General features: G+C 67.2%; 16 protein-coding genes, 1 tRNA gene and 1 pseudogene. 8 read left to right on the forward strand and 10 right to left on the reverse strand.

The window, feature by feature from the left end; genetic code table 11:
* On the forward strand, positions 1-515 hold a 515-nt coding region (locus KVS69_RS16550; protein ID WP_345776821.1), incomplete at its 5' end, for a GNAT family N-acetyltransferase.
* A 6-nt stretch (positions 516-521) separates the two neighbouring features.
* On the opposite strand, the gene KVS69_RS16555 is transcribed toward KVS69_RS16550, so the two are convergent.
* From KVS69_RS16555 to kdsA, 5 genes are all read right to left on the reverse strand, one after another.
* The gene (locus KVS69_RS16555) at positions 522-806 is read right to left on the reverse strand and encodes a hypothetical protein (protein WP_068851393.1); all 285 of its coding nucleotides are present in this window, start codon (positions 804-806) and stop codon (positions 522-524) included.
* Between the two features lie 154 nt (positions 807-960).
* A complete protein-coding gene (locus KVS69_RS16560) occupies positions 961-1,410 on the reverse strand; it encodes a PA2169 family four-helix-bundle protein (protein WP_093534455.1) in 450 nt (149 codons plus the stop codon).
* A 249-nt stretch (positions 1,411-1,659) separates the two neighbouring features.
* A complete protein-coding gene (locus KVS69_RS21285; protein ID WP_302675377.1) occupies positions 1,660-1,782 on the reverse strand; it encodes a hypothetical protein in 123 nt (40 codons plus the stop codon).
* A gap of 186 nt (positions 1,783-1,968) precedes the next feature.
* Positions 1,969-2,045, reverse strand: a tRNA-Arg gene (locus KVS69_RS16565).
* A gap of 123 nt (positions 2,046-2,168) precedes the next feature.
* Entirely contained in the window at positions 2,169-3,014 is an 846-nt protein-coding gene (kdsA, locus tag KVS69_RS16570) for a 3-deoxy-8-phosphooctulonate synthase (protein ID WP_093534453.1), read from the reverse strand.
* Positions 3,015-3,194: 180 nt separating this feature from the next.
* On the opposite strand from kdsA, the gene KVS69_RS16575 reads away from it, so the two are divergent.
* Genes KVS69_RS16575 through KVS69_RS16605 form a run of 7 tightly spaced genes read left to right on the forward strand, consistent with a single transcriptional unit; the run spans position 3,195 to position 9,639 of the window.
* Positions 3,195-4,727 (forward strand): aldehyde dehydrogenase family protein, encoded by a 1,533-nt coding sequence (locus KVS69_RS16575; protein WP_217539007.1) that lies wholly within the window; start codon positions 3,195-3,197, stop codon positions 4,725-4,727.
* Positions 4,727-5,494, forward strand: a complete 768-nt coding sequence (locus KVS69_RS16580; RefSeq protein ID WP_217539008.1) for an SDR family oxidoreductase — start codon at positions 4,727-4,729, stop codon at positions 5,492-5,494. The genes KVS69_RS16575 and KVS69_RS16580 overlap by 1 nt, the downstream gene beginning before the upstream one ends.
* Positions 5,495-5,545: 51 nt before the next feature.
* A complete protein-coding gene (locus KVS69_RS16585; protein WP_068851376.1) occupies positions 5,546-5,830 on the forward strand; it encodes a DUF4190 domain-containing protein in 285 nt (94 codons plus the stop codon).
* A gap of 7 nt (positions 5,831-5,837) precedes the next feature.
* Positions 5,838-6,608 (forward strand): class I SAM-dependent methyltransferase, encoded by a 771-nt coding sequence (locus tag KVS69_RS16590; RefSeq protein WP_068851373.1) that lies wholly within the window; start codon positions 5,838-5,840, stop codon positions 6,606-6,608.
* Between the two features lie 9 nt (positions 6,609-6,617).
* A complete protein-coding gene (locus KVS69_RS16595; protein WP_093534445.1) occupies positions 6,618-7,673 on the forward strand; it encodes a quinone-dependent dihydroorotate dehydrogenase in 1,056 nt (351 codons plus the stop codon).
* Positions 7,670-8,719 (forward strand): UDP-N-acetylmuramate dehydrogenase, encoded by a 1,050-nt coding sequence (gene murB / locus KVS69_RS16600; protein WP_093534443.1) that lies wholly within the window; start codon positions 7,670-7,672, stop codon positions 8,717-8,719. Before KVS69_RS16595 ends, murB begins: the two co-directional genes overlap by 4 nt.
* Before the next feature lie 32 nt (positions 8,720-8,751).
* Positions 8,752-9,639, forward strand: a complete 888-nt coding sequence (locus KVS69_RS16605) for a DMT family transporter (RefSeq protein WP_068851364.1) — start codon at positions 8,752-8,754, stop codon at positions 9,637-9,639.
* A gap of 19 nt (positions 9,640-9,658) precedes the next feature.
* On the opposite strand, the gene KVS69_RS16610 is transcribed toward KVS69_RS16605, so the two are convergent.
* From KVS69_RS16610 to KVS69_RS16630, 5 genes and pseudogenes are all read right to left on the reverse strand, one after another.
* Entirely contained in the window at positions 9,659-10,684 is a 1,026-nt protein-coding gene (locus KVS69_RS16610; protein ID WP_217539012.1) for an aminoglycoside phosphotransferase family protein, read from the reverse strand.
* Positions 10,685-10,798: 114 nt separating this feature from the next.
* Positions 10,799-13,003 carry an ATP-binding protein gene (locus tag KVS69_RS16615; RefSeq protein WP_217539013.1) on the reverse strand — a complete coding sequence of 735 codons (2,205 nt, stop codon included), beginning with the start codon at positions 13,001-13,003 and terminating at the stop codon, positions 10,799-10,801.
* Positions 13,000-14,211: a helix-turn-helix transcriptional regulator gene (locus KVS69_RS16620; RefSeq protein WP_217539014.1), complete on the reverse strand. Its 1,212-nt coding sequence runs from the start codon at positions 14,209-14,211 to the stop codon at positions 13,000-13,002. The genes KVS69_RS16615 and KVS69_RS16620 overlap by 4 nt, the downstream gene beginning before the upstream one ends.
* 90 nt (positions 14,212-14,301) lie before the next feature.
* Entirely contained in the window at positions 14,302-14,826 is a 525-nt protein-coding gene (locus KVS69_RS16625; RefSeq protein WP_217539016.1) for a DUF3592 domain-containing protein, read from the reverse strand.
* Between the two features lie 150 nt (positions 14,827-14,976).
* Positions 14,977-15,223 (reverse strand): annotated as a pseudogene (locus KVS69_RS16630) (DNA-binding protein); the annotation flags it as partial.

Genomic DNA, 15,223 nt, shown 5'->3' on the forward strand with positions numbered 1-15,223 from the left:
GTACCGTCGCGCCGTACAGGGAGTACCCGATGCCGTTTCTGACCCTGTGCCATGCACCGCACCTGTTGCCCGTTGTTGCACGCTGGTACTTCGACACCTGGGGCCACCGCGTGCCCGGTTGGACGCTGGAAGACGAACAGCAGCGGCTGGAAGTGTTCCTGCACGACAACGAGCTCCCCATGCTGCTGATGGCAACGGACAACGAGGTGCCCGTTGCTGCCGCGCAGCTCAAATTCCATGAACGCACTGAACGCCCCGAACGGCTGCACTGGCTGGGTGGCGTTTACGTGTGCCCGTCGCATCGTGGCCATGCGCTCGCCAGCGACCTGATCGCGGCACTGATGCAGAAAGCGCAGGGCTACGGCGTGCGCGAAGTGTTCCTGCAGACCGAGCACGATGATGGTGGCCTGTATGCGCAGCTGGGCTGGGAGCCACTGGAGCGGCAGACACATCGCACAGGCGTGCCGGTGCGCATCATGCGCCGGGTACTGCCCCTCGCCCGACAGGCGAGATAGCCTGGCTCAGCGGAAGCGCACCGGCTGTGGTGCCGGGCGATCGGCAAGCGAGCCCATGGTGAAGGTGTAACCCGCCTTTTCCAGCAGCTCGCGCATGCGCAGCTCGGCCCGCTTCGGGTAGGCCAGCGAAGTGGGCGCATGCAGCGCATAGGCGGTCGAGCGCCCGTCCGTATCGCGGGTTACCGACGACTGGTTCGTCTCGCACGCGTTGGACCACAGGTCCTTGAGAACGCCAGGACCGATGGACTGGTTATTGCCAAGACGAAGCGTGAGCCAACGCATGTGTTCCATGAGCAATTCCGCCGGTAACTATGATCGAGTATGCACCATATCCGACGGGGCCGTACGCGGGTGTGTGGAGTCGCTTTGCCGGCCGATACGCAGACGCCCCGGCTGAACCGGGGCGTCTGCTTAACGGAGGGGCGACCGGGGTCGCCGCGACCGGTTAGTGCTTCATGGCGTGCTTGCGGTTACGCATCACGTCGTGGGTTTCCTGGACCAGCGGCAGCAGGCGGCTGACTTCCGCGCGGGCGGCCGGCGGGGTGTCGCTGTCGGTCAGGGTGTCCTTGAACGCCTTCAGCAGGCGGTCTTCGGATTCCTCGAGCTCGGCAACGTAGCCGTACTGGGTATCGCCCAGCGTGGCGCGGACCTTGCCGTAGAACTGCTGCATGGAGCCCACCACGGTGCCATGCTCGGCCGGCTTGGCGCCGGTGGCGGCAACCGTGCTGCTCAGCGAAGTGACAATCTGCGACTTGACGCCAGCAATCTTGGTAAACAGCGCGGACAGCTCAGCATCTTTCACCTTGTCGGCCGCTTCGGTGTAGAAGTCCTGGCCATCGCGGGCAATCTCGATGATGTCGTTGAGGGTATGCGCGGTCTTGGATTCGGTGCTCACTGATTTCTACTCCTGAAAGAATTTCGTGTTGACCCGTGTCGGGGTGAGTCCACTTTTCCGCAACTGCAATGAAGTCGGCGTGACCTTTGAGCCCTTGGAAAATACGGCGTTAAGTGATGTCTGCGCTATGGAAAGCCCGCGTTGTCGTGACGTGTTCGCACCGCGACAGCACCATCACGTCGGCGTACGACACATCCTCGCCACAACAAAAAACGCCGCATTGAATGCGGCGTCTCAGCAACAAGCGTGTCATTCCTGGCGGGAAGGAACCGGCGCCTCCAGCGGCGGCTCCGCCGGTGGAGAATCACCTTCGGGCGGCGCTTCGCTGGGTGGCTCGGTGACCGGCGGCTCGCGCAGAGGCGGCTCTTCCATCGGCGGCTCCGGTGCAGCAGGAGACGGCTCGGGCGCAGGCACCTGAGCAACCGGTTGCCACGGAAATTCGAGACGGTTGTCCAAGGTCGACATGGGGGTTCCTTCGGTGGCGTCGAAGCAACCCTGACAGGTGGTTCGTCAATGGACAGCGAGGGAAGCGTGCAGACAGCGTCCTGCGGGACGTGATGGTGACCCCGGCCCGATTCGAACGGGCGACCTTCCCCTTAGGAGGGGGACGCTCTATCCAGCTGAGCTACGGGGCCATGTGCCGGCCAGGCGTGCAGCCTGGCTGCAGGCTGCATGCACCTTGCGTGCATGCAGCGGTGAAGGATACCGGTATTCAGCGACAGGACCAAGGCCGATGGTGCCGCACGGGTACGCCCGGATCAGCGGATTTCCAGCTCCGCGAAGCCCTTGACCAGCTCGTCCACGGCCTTGATCTGGGCCAGGAACGGTTCCAGCGCGCTCAGCGGCAGGGCGCTGGGGCCGTCGCAACGGGCATGGTCCGGGTCGCGGTGCGCTTCCAGGAACAGGCCGGCCAGGCCCAGCGCCATGCCCGAGCGGGCCAGTTCGGCCACCTGGCGGCGGCGGCCACCGGAGGCCTCGCTGCCGGCATCGCGGCGCTGCAGGCTGTGGGTGACGTCGAAGATCGCCGGCAGCCCCCCGGTGGATTCAATCATTTCGCGGAAGCCGAGCATGTCCACGACCAGGTTGTCGTAGCCGAACTGCGAACCGCGTTCGCACAGGATGATGTTCTCGTTGCCCGCTTCGCGGATCTTGGACACGATGTGCTTGATCTGCGTGGGGCTGAGGAACTGCGGCTTCTTGATGTTCACGGCACGGCCGGTCTGGGCGATGGCCACCACCAGGTCAGTCTGGCGGGCCAGGAACGCCGGAATCTGCAGCACGTCGACCACTTCGGCCACCGGGGCGGCCTGGGCGACTTCATGCACGTCGGTGATCACCGGCACGCCGAGCTGGCGCTTCACTTCCTCGAAGATGCGCAGCCCTTCGTCCAGGCCCACGCCGCGGAAGGAATGGATCGAAGAGCGGTTGGCCTTGTCGAACGAAGCCTTGAACACGTACGGGATGCCCAGCTTGGCCGTGACCTTGGTGAAGTGTTCGGCCGCGTGCAGGGTCGAATCGAGGTCTTCGAGCACATTCAGGCCGCCAAACAGCACGAACGGGAGACGGTTCCCGACGACCACGCCTTCTGCAACGGTAACGTTCATTCAGATTCCTGGGGGGCGAACAATGGTGTCCATTCTAGCGGCCGCCGCGACCGGGCGGGCGGCGCCGTGTGGCGCTGCGGCAATGCCGGCTGGGCGCTCCTGATAGAATGGCGGGTCTGCACGCCGCACCCCCCACCCTGCCAGCGGCTGCGCCCTTTTCGATCCGCAACAGGAGTTTGCATGTCCTCTGACCTGCTCAAGGCGCTCGGCCTCGACGCGACCAACGCTGGCACCTACCTCGGCAACGGCGAGTGGTCGTCGGCCACCAGCGCGGGCGTGATCACCTCGGTCAACCCGACCACCGGCGAGGCCATCGCCCAGGTGCACGCCACCACCGACGCCGACTACGAAACCATCGTGGCCCGTGCCCAGGAAGCCTTCAAGGTGTGGCGCACCACCCCGGCCCCGCGCCGTGGCGAAGCCGTTCGCCTGTGCGGCGAAGCACTGCGCACCAACAAGGATGCGCTGGGTTCGCTGGTTGCGCTGGAAATGGGCAAGAGCAAGCCGGAAGGCGACGGCGAAGTGCAGGAGATGATCGACATCGCCGACTTCGCCGTGGGCCAGAGCCGCATGCTGTACGGCTACACCATGCATTCCGAGCGCCCCGGTCACCGCATGTACGAGCAGTACCAGCCGCTGGGCCTGGTCGGCATCATCAGCGCGTTCAACTTCCCGGTCGCCGTGTGGGCATGGAACTCGTTCCTGGCCGCAATCTGCGGTGATGTGTGCCTGTGGAAGCCGTCCAACAAAACGCCGCTGACCGCCATCGCGTCCATGCGCATCTGCAACGAAGCGCTGCGTGGCGCCGGCTTCCCGGACATCTTCTTCCTGGTCAACGACGCCGGCACCGAGCTGTCGCAGAAGCTGGTGGCCGACAGGCGCGTGCCGCTGATCAGCTTCACCGGTTCGACCCAGGTCGGCCGCCAGGTCGCCGAAAAGGTTGCCCACCGCCTGGGCCGCTGCCTGCTGGAACTGGGCGGCAACAACGCCATCATCCTGGATGAGAGCGCGGACCTGAAGCTGGCCATCCCGGGCATCGTATTCGGTGCGGTCGGCACTGCTGGCCAGCGCTGCACCACCACGCGCCGCCTGATCGTGCATGAATCCATCTACGACAACGTGCTGGCCACGCTGGTCAAGGCGTACAAGCAGGTGGAGGGCAAGATCGGCGATCCGACCGATGCGGCCAACCTGATGGGCCCGCTCAACAGCGACAGCGCCGTGCAGCAGTTCCTGGCCTCGATCGAAAAGGCCAAGGCCAGCGGCGGCACCATCGAAACCGGCGGTACCCGCATCGACCGCGCCGGCAACTTCGTGCTGCCGGCCATTGTCACCGGGCTGAAGAACAGCGACGAAGTGGTGCAGCACGAAACCTTCGCGCCGATCCTGTACGTGATGAAGTACAGCACCCTGGACGAAGCCATCGACATGCAGAACGGCGTGCCGCAGGGCCTGTCCTCGTCGATCTTCACCCAGAACCTGAAGGTGGCCGAGCGTTTCCTGTCGGCAGCCGGTTCGGACTGCGGCATCGCCAACGTCAACATCGGCACCTCCGGTGCGGAAATCGGCGGCGCCTTCGGCGGCGAGAAGGACACCGGCGGTGGCCGTGAGTCCGGTTCGGATGCATGGAAGGTCTACATGCGCCGCCAGACCAACACCATCAACTACTCCGATTCGCTGCCGCTGGCCCAGGGCATCAAGTTCGACCTGTGATGGTTGAACGCCCCAGCCTGGATTACACCGGCCGCCGCGTACTGGTGGCCGGTGGCAGCAAAGGCATCGGCCGCGCGATGGCGCTGGCCTTTGCCGCTGCCGGTGCCCGTGTCTCGGTGTGCGCCCGCGGCGAACCCGGCCTGGCCGCACTGCGCGATGACGCCGCCGCCCAGGGACTGTCGCTGCACACCGCGGTGGCCGATCTTTCGCGCCTGGCCGATATCGAGCACTGGCTGGCCAGTGCCGCCGATGCCCTCGGCGGTATCGATGTGCTGATCAACAACGCCACCGGCTACGGCATGAGCGACGATGAAGCCGGCTGGGAAGCCAGCCTCGGCGTCGACCTGATGTCGGCGGTGCGTGCCTCCCGCCTCGCCCTGCCCTGGCTGAAGCAGTCGGCCGAGGCCTGCATCCTCAACCTGGCCTCGATCGCCGCCCAGCAGCCGCGCCCCGGGGCCGCCCCGTATGGCGCCGCCAAGGCCGCACTGATGCACTACACCACCTCGCAGGCGCTGGCGCTGGCCCCGCACCGGATCCGGGTGAACGCCATTGCCCCGGGCTCAATCGAGTTCGAGGACGGGCTGTGGGCACGCCGGCGCGAGCAGGACCCCGACCTCTACCACGGCACCCTGGCCAGGATCCCGTTCGGGCGCTTCGGGCAGCCGCAGGAAATCGCCGATGCCGCCCTGTTCCTGTGCTCGCCGATGGCGCGCTGGATCACCGGGCATACCTTGAATGTCGATGGCGGCCAGGTCCTGATGGGATAAACCCGTCGCTGGCCCTATGATTCCCTTGTCCCACCTTCCCCCAGGAGCCGCATGAGCCTCCCGCCCCGCCAAACCAGCGCCATGGCCCTGATCAGCCTGATCGCCGGCATCCTCGGCTGGACCGCCCTTCCCTTCCTGGGCAGCGTGGTCGCCATCGTCACCGGGCACATGGCCCGCGCCGAAATCCGCCGCCGCCCGCTGGAACTGGAAGGCGATGGCCTGGCATTGGCCGGCCTGATCATGGGCTGGGTGGTGGTGATCGGCAGCCTGTTGGCGCTGCTGGCCATCGTGCTGTTCTTCGGCGGGCTGGCCTGGTTCGTCTCCCTGCAATCGTGAGGTGCCCATGAGCGGATCGGACGCAACCGGACGTTTCAGCAACCGCGTGGCGGATTACGTCCGCTACCGTCCCGACTACCCACCGGCGCTGCTGGACTGGGTGCATGGCGAGATGGGCGTGCCCACCGAAACCCTGGTCGCCGACATCGGCGCCGGCACCGGCATCTCCACACGCCTGTTCCTGGCCACCGGGCATCCGGTGATCGCGGTGGAACCCAACGCGCCGATGCGCGAGGCGGCCGAGAAGCTGCTGGCCGCCGAGTACCTGCGCCTGAAGCTGGTGGACGGCACCGCCGAAGCCACCACGCTGGCCGACGACAGCGTCGGCCTGGTCGCAGCGGCGCAGGCCTTCCACTGGTTCGACACCGATGCGGTGCGCACGGAATGGAAGCGCATCCTGCACCCGCAGGGCCTTGCGCTGGTGTTCTGGAACTCGCGCCTGCTCGATGCCTCGCCGTTCCTGGTCGGCTACGAACAACTGCTGCTGGAGTTCGGCACCGATTACACCCAGGTGGCTGAGCGCTACCAGGACGACGATGCCATGCGCGCGTGGTTCGGCCCGGGCCTGCGCGGCACCGCCCGGTTCCCGAACGCGCAGTACATGGATGCCGACGGCCTGCGCGGTCGCCTGCTGTCGTCATCCTATGCCCCGCCGCCGGGCCACCCGCGCCACGCCCCCATGCTGGAGGCGCTGCAGCAGCTGTTCGATGCGCACGCGGTCGATGGCAAAATCGCTTTTGAATACCAAACCCGTGCCTTCATCGGCACGCTGGACTGACTGGACGCCATGTACTCGCTTGCCCGACCCTTCCTGTTTTCCCTGGACGCCGAACGCGCCCATGGCCTGGGCCTGAGTGCGCTGGACCTCGCCTACCGTACCGGCACCACGCCGCTGCTGGCACGCCGCCCGGCCCCGTTGCCGACCAACGTGTTCGGGCTGAACTTCCCCAACCCGGTCGGTCTGGGCGCCGGCCTGGACAAGAACGGCGAGCACATCGACGCGCTGTTCGCGCTGGGCTTCGGGTTCGTGGAGATCGGCACCATCACGCCGCGTCCGCAGGAAGGCAATCCCAAGCCGCGCCTGTTCCGGCTGCCCGCCCACCAGGCGATCATCAACCGCATGGGCTTCAACAACCTCGGCGTGGATGCACTGGTGCGCAATGTTGAACGCGCGCAGCGCCGCAGCGGCCTGCTTGGCATCAACATCGGCAAGAACAAGGACACTCCCAACGAGCAGGCGTTCGACGATTACCAGCACTGCCTGCAGAAGGTGTATCCGCTGGCCGATTACATCACCGTCAACATCTCTTCGCCCAACACCGCCGGCCTGCGTGAACTGCAGGAAGAAACCGCGCTGCGCCAGCTGGTCTCGCAGCTGCGCGAAAGCCAGGAAGCGCTGGCGGCCAAGCATGGCAAGCGCGTTCCGATGCTGGTCAAGGTCGCCCCGGACCTGAGCGACCGCGACATCGATGCCGCAGCGCGCGTGCTGGGCGAATTGAAGGTGGACGGAGTGATCGCCACCAACACCACCATTGACCGCAGTTCGGTGGCCGCCGACCGGCATGCCAGCGAAGCCGGCGGCCTGTCCGGCGCGCCGCTGCTGGGCCAGTCCACCCTGGTGCTGCGCCGCCTGCGCGCGCGCCTGCCCGAATCCACCCCGTTGATCGGTGTCGGCGGCATCCTGTCCGGTGCCGATGCCGTGGCCAAGATGGCTGCTGGTGCCGCGCTGGTGCAGTGCTACAGCGGCCTGATCTTCCGCGGCCCGGCGCTGGTGCACGACTGCGTGGAGGCGATCCGCCGACGCCGCGAAGCACCGAGCCGTGGCGCGGTGGCCCCCCTATGAGTACTGCAATGCCTGCCTGGTCACTGACCGAAAACGCCTCGCTGAAGGCCCTCAACACCTTCCACGTCGACGCGGTTGCCGAACAGCTGCTGGAGCTGCACGACGCGGCCCTGCTGCCCGATGTGCTGGCCCTGCCCCAAGTCGCCGGCCACCCCCTGCTGGTACTGGGCAGCGGCAGCAACGTGCTGATCGCCGACGACGTGCCCGGCACCGTACTGGTATTCGCCAACCGCTCGATCGAAGTGCTGGAACACCGCGCCGACCACACCGTGGTGCGTGCCGGCGCCGGCGTGAACTGGCATGGGCTGGTGATGTGGTCGCTGCAGAACGGCCTGTCGGGGCTGGAGAACCTGGCGCTGATTCCCGGCACGGCCGGTGCGGCCCCGATCCAGAACATCGGCGCCTATGGGGTGCAGGTTGATGAGTTCATCCAGGCGGTGGAAGCGTGGGACCGCCAGAACAACGAATGGGTGCGGCTGGATGCCGACGCGTGCGCCTTCAGCTACCGCGACAGCGTCTTCAAGCACGATGCGGACCGCTACCTGATCAGCGCCATCGAACTGCGCCTGCCCCTGTTGCATGCCCTGCGCCTGGGCTATGCAGGCATTGCCGAGGAAATGCAGGCGATGGGCGTGGAGCTGCCGGTGGCCGCCGACGTGGCCAATGCGGTGATCGCCATCCGCCGGCGCAAGCTGCCCGACCCGGATGTGCTGGGCAATGCCGGCAGCTTCTTCAAGAACCCGGTACTGCCGCTGGAACAGGTGGAGGTGCTGCTGCAGCACTTCCCCGGCCTGCCGGTGTACCCGGCCGACCAGGACGACCGACGCAAGCTCTCGGCCGCCTGGATGATCGAAGCCTGCGGCTGGAAGGGCTTCCGCGAAGGCGATGCCGGCGTGGCGCCCCAGCATGCCCTGGTGCTGGTCAACCACGGCAATGCCACCGGTGCCGAACTGCTCGCGCTGGCGCGGCGCATTTCCGCCTCGGTGCTGGAGAAATTCGGCGTTCCCATCGAACCGGAGCCGCGCCTGATCGGCGCACAGTGGTGACCGTCCAGCTTGCCCTTCCCGCGCCGACACCGATGCGTGCGGCGCTGCTGATGCTGGGCAGTACCCTGGCCTTCGGGTTGATGGCCGTGGCGATCCGCTATGCCACCCGCTACGTGCCCACCCAGGAAGTGGCGTTCTTCCGCAACGCGTTCGGCCTGCTGGCGCTGCTGCCGTTCCTGTTGCGCCCGGGCAGCTCGCCGTTCCGCACGACACAGTTGCCCCGCTATTTCGTGCGCAGCCTGATCGGGCTGGCCTCGATGCTCTGTGCGTTCTGGGCCATCGGCCACCTGCCGATGTCGCAGGCGATCTCGCTGTCGTACTCCACGCCCCTGTTCGTCACCATCGCAGCCGTGCTGTTCCTTGGCGAGAAGGTACGCGCGCGCCGTTGGGCTGCCGTGGTCTGTGGCTTCATCGGGGTCCTGATCATCGTTCGCCCCGGTGCCGCCACCTTCAGCCCGGGCGTGCTGGTGGCGGTGCTGGCCGCCGTGCTCAGTTCGCTGGTCGCCATCCAGATCAAGCAGCTGACCCGCGTGGACGGGGCCGATACCGTGGTGTTCTACACCTACGTGTTCTGGGTTCCGCTGTCGCTGGTGCCTGCCCTGTTCGGGTGGGTCTGGCCCAGCGGGGTTGCGTGGGCCTGGCTGGCCGCTACCGGCGTGCTGGGCACGTTGGGCCAGCTGTTATGGACCCGCGCGTTGCGGTTGGGCGAAGTGTCGGCGCTGACCCCGATCAGCTTCATGCAGCTGCCGCTGGTCAGCCTGCTGGGCTGGCTGCTGTTCAATGAAACGCTGGACCGCTGGACCGTCATCGGGGCGGGCATCATTCTTGCCGCCAATGCCTACATCGCGCACCGCGAGGCGGTACTGGTGCGGCGCGCGGCATCCGAAGCCGCCACGGCCGGCGCCAAGCCGGGCGAGTAACCACGGTCGACCACCCGCGCTACGCCACGGCAGCCCAACTGCGGGCAGCTGCGTCGATCACGTTGCCCGGCGCGAACTGCTCCTCCATGAAACGCAACGCCTGGCGGCGCTGGCTGGGCGGACGCGAGGCCGCACCCGGCTCCAGCAGCAGGTCGTGGAACTCCTGCAGGTCGTGCAGGATCCGCCAGTGGCGGTAGTACGCCAGCCGGACCGGATCCAACGCCACCGCGCCATAGCCCTCGCGGAACCGCGGCGGATCATCGCGTCCCCAGCGACCGCCCACGCCTGCGCCGACGAACATCAGGTCGCGCTCGCGCGGCGCCAGCACCATGTCGTCCCAGTCGATCAGGTGCAGCCCGCCGTCGGCGCGCAGCAACAGGTTGCCGGCGTGCAGGTCGCCATGGCACAACCCCCGTGACCACCGCTGCCCGACAAGGCGCTCGCGCAGCGCCATGCAGTGCTGCCAGACCTCGGCCACGCGCGCCTGCCGCTGCCGCCAGACCCGCCGGTAGTCCTCCGCCAGGGCATCGGGAATGGGCCAACGCTCATCACCGCGCTGCAGCCACGACCCCACCCGCTCCACCGCCGTGTCATCGTCGAAGCCCGGTTGCGCAAGACCGGATGCCAACCGGGCCGGCAACGCGGTGTCGTGCACCTGGCGCAATACCTGGCCCAGCCGGTGCCACTGCGCCTGCGACAGGGCCACTTCGAACCCCGACTCGCCCTCCACATAGGCAAACAGCGTCCACTGCAGGCCCTCGGCGTACGTGGCCGGGGCACCATCAAGCGCGGGCTGCGGGGCCACCACCTCGTCCAAGCCGAGCGCGCAGCGCAAATGCTGCATGACCTCCCACACGGCATCGGCCACGGCATAGCGGCGGCACTTCAACCACCAGCGCGTGCCGTCATCGGAGGTCACCTGGTACACCGTGGCGCCCGCATCGGCACCCGCCGGCCGCTGCACGACATGGCTGACCTGCAGGCCGTAGGCCTGGGCCAGCACGGCGCCGATCTGCGACGAAGACAAATCCTGTGGATGCAGCATCAACTCCGCCGTGGCGCACGAACATCGCACCACTATCCCAGAATCGCGTCGATGCACACAGGGAAATGCGTCACGAAGAGACGTAATTTCTCATTCGTTATCTTGATACAGGAGTCATACCGCCGCGCCCGCCGCCAGCGCCTGCAGTTCGCGCTGCAGCAGTGCCTGCACTTCTTCACGCTGGAACTGGGTAACGAACACCGGCACCGCAAATACGTAGGGCAACCCATCGGCGTCACGGCGAACCACATACGCCAGCTGCAACCGCGCCAGGGCGTGGCGTACCTGCTCCGGATCGACCCGCGCACCCGCAGCATCGAATGCAGCCAATAGTTCCACCAGTGTGATGCCACGCTCGCCGCTGCCGACCAGCTGCGCACCGGCGACCTGGTACACCACGATGCGGTCGATACGGCACGCCAGGGGATCGGGACTCAGCCGCGCCCAGCCGGCCAATGCATCGAACATCGGCTCGCTCACCAGCGCCGCGTGTACCTGCGTTGCATCCAGTACGCGCTGGCCACGGTCCAGCTGGCCCAGCAGCTGCTGGCAGGCAATGGCGACCAGGTTGGCGCGGCGACCACACGCCGCCACCAGCCGCTGCGGCAGGTCCGGGCTGGCGAAGTGCACGCCCAGGCGCGCCATCGGTTCGGTCGCCAAGGCCACGCAGGCGTCCTGTTCCAGCCCGCCAATATGGATCACCTCGCCGAAGTTGCGCAGCGGCGAGGCAAAATCCAGGGTGACCGCTTCGTACAGGTCCCAGAACCCGGCCAGCATGAAGTGGCAGCGTCCCTCTTCGCTCAGCGCGCGCAGCGCCGCCAGCTGCGGGTAGCCCTGTGCCGCTTCCGCGCGCAGGAACAGGTCGGTCTCGTCGATCAGCAGCAGCAGGCCGCGCCCCGCTGCCCGCGCGGACAACTCGGCGACCAGCGCATCGATCCCGGTGTCCTCGGCCAGGCCCAGTTCCAGCGCCAGCCGCATTGTCAGCCGATGATCGCGCAGCGACAGATACACACAGTGCACGCGCGGGTGGCCGACAAAGCGCCGCTCGATGGCCTTCATCAAACTTGTCTTGCCCAGCTGCCGACCGCCCACCAACAGGTAGTTGCCGGGCTCGCGGTTGAGCACGCGCGCCAGCAGCGACTCGCGTCCAAAGAAGGCCGCCGGACGGGTGATGCCGCCGTGGGTCTGGTAGGGCGAGATGCGGGTCACCCGGAGCTGCCGGGCCAGCAGCCCGACCAGCGCGTCGAGCGCGCCCGGCTGCAGCAGCCAGCGGGTCTGGGCGGCCTGGCCAAGGCACACGCACAGGTTGGCCGGATCCTCGGCGTAGGCAGCCAGTTCGGCCTCGACCGCCAGCGATGGGCTCACCACCAGCACCACGTCCTGACCGTTGGGCATGGCGCGCAACTGCTGCACGATGGCATCGGCCGCCAACGCCGGATCGGGGTGGTACAGCCACAGCCGTTCCAGGGCCAACGGCAGCTTGTCCGGCAGGGTCCATTCGCGCACCAGGCCGGTGAGCGCCCAGCCCGTTGCCGGCGCATCGATCGCACCGATGCGCGCGGCCAGCTGCAATGCGCGTGTGCTTGGCGTGGCCTGCAGGTGGCGCAGCGCGTCGCGCCAGCGCACCGTGGCGATCCCGGCACCGGCCAGGACGCGATCTCTGAGCCGCAGCCATCCCAATTGGCGGTCGATGGCGGGCAATGCCTGCAACGGCTGGACAAGCAGCCGGTGTGGCTCGCGCACGATGTCGGCCACCGCCGGTCGCACCCAATACCAGAGCATGCCAAGCCCAGCCAGGCCCAGCACCGACAGCCCCAGCACCACCGACAACCACTGCACGATGCCCCACGGTGCCTGCGCCCGGCAGTTGGCCGGCAACCAGCGCGACGGTGGCGCAGGATCGCCAGGACGGCAACGCCAGTACTGGGTGCGCGGCTCCAGCGTCTGCTCGATCACCGCACCGCGCAGTCCGCTGTTGGCCGGGAAGCGGTCGGTAAAGCGCAGGCGCAGCACGAACGGCTGCGGCAGTTCGGCAACCACCAGCGTTTCTTCCGGATCATGCACGCCCGGCACGTGCACCTGCTGCGGCCAGCTTTCATGCTGCAGCCAATACGACAACGCCTCTTCGCGCAGGAACATCATGTCGATGTTCGCCCGCTGCATGAGCATCATGCTTTCGCCGTCGCGCTGCATGCGCAGCAGCTGCACCGGGTTGAGCCAGGGCACGAACAGGTAGCTGCCGACGAACCACGTCAGGCCGGCCACCAGCAGCAGCCACCACCAGCGCAGTACCGGCTGCCGGCGCGGTGGCCTGCTCATGCGGTCTGCACCTGCATGCCATCGATCACCTGCCGCACGGCGCGGCGGATCGCCTCGCAGCGCCATTCCAGGCAGTGCCCCTGCGGGTGCGGGCGCGCGGTCAGCAGGTTGTTCCAGTACAGGTGGCGGAGCAGCGGATCGGCCAGGTACGGCCGCGCCGGCGCCACCACCGGCTGTGCCAGCCAGCCCTGCACGGCGGCACGCGCCGCGTCATCCCGCAACAGCGGTACCAGCGCTTCCCACAGGCGCGGATGGCTGGACAGCGTATCGGTGACCGCCTCATCGTCGACAGTAGTGTCAACGAGCAACGTCAACGCCGCCTGCGCCAACAACGGATGACCGCCGGACAACCGCAGCGCGCGCGACAGCGTGTCATCGCCAATGCCAGGGGCACTGCGCCGCATATCCTCGATTCCAAGCTCCGGCCAGCTCTCGCTGGCCGCAATGTTGAGCAGCGAAAGATCGCCGCCCTGGTACTTCAGGTCGGCCAGCGCGGCCCCGCCACAGATCAGCAGGTGCAGCTTGCCGCTGTACATTTCGCTGAGGCTGCGCAGGATGCCGGCCAGCACGTCGCGCGGCCCGGACTCACCCTGCTCGAACCGGCTCACCAGGCAGAACAGCGCACCGGGCTGCTGCAGCCGACGCGCCAGCGCCATCTCGAAACTGGCGTCCGAGCCAACGCCGTCCAGCCCGCACTGCGCGGCCAGCAAGGCAAAGTAGTCCTGGTCGCCCTCGCCGGAGCGGAACGGCGGCTGCAGGTGCAGCACGCGCTCCTGCCCATAGCGTGTGGCTGCTTCAGCGAGAATCGCCGCGCGCTCCGGGGGCTGTCCCCAATGGGCCTGGGTCAACAGCAGGCTCACCGGATACGGACGCAGCAACTGCAGCCGGTCGAACAACCGGCTGACGGTGGGCGGCACTGAAACGGCGGGATCGGCGTGCTCTTCCCGTGCCGATACCGGCTCCACCGGGAATTCCGGCTCGAACCCCACCGACTGCAGCAATGCATTGCATTCGGTTTCGGTCAGGCGCAGGTAATTGGCGCAGGCCAGAACCCGGTCGCGGTGCCGGCGGCTGGGCCGCGAGGTGCCGGCCCGCCAGTTGTTGACCGCCTCGCGGCTGATGCCGATTTCGGCGGCCACCCCGCCGGCACTGGCCCGGATCCGCCGCATGTGTCGAGACAGCAGGTCCGCGAACTCAGGGGCAGGCATCGGAAACGACCAGAACGGAAGAGAGTCGCACACCCTACCGTGACCGTATGGACTGTCAACCATGCCTGCGCTCCCCTGCCTGCCGCCGGCTCAGACCGCAGGAAGCGCAGGGGCCTGGCGCACGAACAGCTTGCGCGTCACCAGCAGGTGCACCACGAAGGCCAGGATCGCCAGCATGCCCAGCGCCACGATCACCCTGCCCAGTACCGAACCCAGCCCTTTCTGGCCTTCGAGCCGATCAAGCCGGTCGAACTGCGCGGGGTTGCTGCGTGCGTAAGCCACGTCGACCTGCGGCGCTTCGCCGAGGTACGGCGTGGCGTTGTCCTCGGAGGTGGAGAAGTGGCCGGTGTACTCAACGCCATCAACGCTGAAGTCGTAGCGGAAGTGGTACTGGTAGGACACCCGCCCCTTGCGGCGCTTTTCCTCGATGTGGTCGACCTGTACCGGTGCCTGCACGGTCACCGCATCCTTGAGGATGGCTTCGGCCTGGCGGTGTCCGCTCAGGGCCGACCAGGCAAAGAACACTGCAAGGAAGGCGTAGCCGATGCTGCACAGCCACCGCGAAACGCGGGACAGGCGGGCGTGCAAGGTGTCTGAAACAGGAATGCTGATCATCTGGTTTTCCCCTTGATGGTTCGACTGCGTCGACAGCCGGGTGGCTGTGACTTCGTGAACCAGTCTGGGGAAAGCGCGGCCATGCTTGAACCAGCAGCCCGTCAAGTCGCGGCCTGCACCACTTGACGATTCGTCAAGGCAGGCAGGTGCTCAGTTCGCTCCGGCAGGATTCAACCGGGAAAGCCGCATCCCTTCCCTGGCGACATTCACTTCGAGCGCTGCGCGGGCAACCTCCACAAGGCCCGCGGTCAACGCATAGCCACCGCGTGCCTGCAGCCAGGCCAGGACATCGGCCAGGTGCCAGATCGAGGTGCTGCCGTCGTGTACGGGGAGGGGAAAACTGTCTGGATGGGACAGCATCAGTTTCCGCATGTTCTGCCGCGACACCCCGACCAGG

Source organism: Stenotrophomonas sp. GbtcB23, from assembly GCF_019091045.1.
In the GTDB taxonomy this organism is placed as follows: domain Bacteria; phylum Pseudomonadota; class Gammaproteobacteria; order Xanthomonadales; family Xanthomonadaceae; genus Stenotrophomonas; species Stenotrophomonas rhizophila_A.

Bases quoted from the DNA above. Each gene is read 5' to 3' on its own strand.
- KVS69_RS16555 (WP_068851393.1), bottom strand. From the start codon at position 806: ATGGAACACATGCGTTGGCTCACGCTTCGTCTTGGCAATAACCAGTCC.
- KVS69_RS21285 (WP_302675377.1), bottom strand. From the start codon at position 1,782: ATGGAAGAGCCGCCTCTGCGCGAGCCGCCGGTCACCGAGCCACCCAGC.
- kdsA (WP_093534453.1), bottom strand. From the start codon at position 3,014: ATGAACGTTACCGTTGCAGAAGGCGTGGTCGTCGGGAACCGTCTCCCG.
- KVS69_RS16575 (WP_217539007.1), top strand. From the start codon at position 3,195: ATGTCCTCTGACCTGCTCAAGGCGCTCGGCCTCGACGCGACCAACGCT.
- KVS69_RS16580 (WP_217539008.1), top strand. From the start codon at position 4,727: ATGGTTGAACGCCCCAGCCTGGATTACACCGGCCGCCGCGTACTGGTG.
- KVS69_RS16585 (WP_068851376.1), top strand. From the start codon at position 5,546: ATGAGCCTCCCGCCCCGCCAAACCAGCGCCATGGCCCTGATCAGCCTG.
- KVS69_RS16590 (WP_068851373.1), top strand. From the start codon at position 5,838: ATGAGCGGATCGGACGCAACCGGACGTTTCAGCAACCGCGTGGCGGAT.
- KVS69_RS16595 (WP_093534445.1), top strand. From the start codon at position 6,618: ATGTACTCGCTTGCCCGACCCTTCCTGTTTTCCCTGGACGCCGAACGC.
- murB (WP_093534443.1), top strand. From the start codon at position 7,670: ATGAGTACTGCAATGCCTGCCTGGTCACTGACCGAAAACGCCTCGCTG.
- KVS69_RS16605 (WP_068851364.1), top strand. From the start codon at position 8,752: ATGCGTGCGGCGCTGCTGATGCTGGGCAGTACCCTGGCCTTCGGGTTG.
- KVS69_RS16610 (WP_217539012.1), bottom strand. From the start codon at position 10,684: ATGCTGCATCCACAGGATTTGTCTTCGTCGCAGATCGGCGCCGTGCTG.
- KVS69_RS16615 (WP_217539013.1), bottom strand. From the start codon at position 13,003: ATGAGCAGGCCACCGCGCCGGCAGCCGGTACTGCGCTGGTGGTGGCTG.
- KVS69_RS16620 (WP_217539014.1), bottom strand. From the start codon at position 14,211: ATGCCTGCCCCTGAGTTCGCGGACCTGCTGTCTCGACACATGCGGCGG.
- KVS69_RS16625 (WP_217539016.1), bottom strand. From the start codon at position 14,826: ATGATCAGCATTCCTGTTTCAGACACCTTGCACGCCCGCCTGTCCCGC.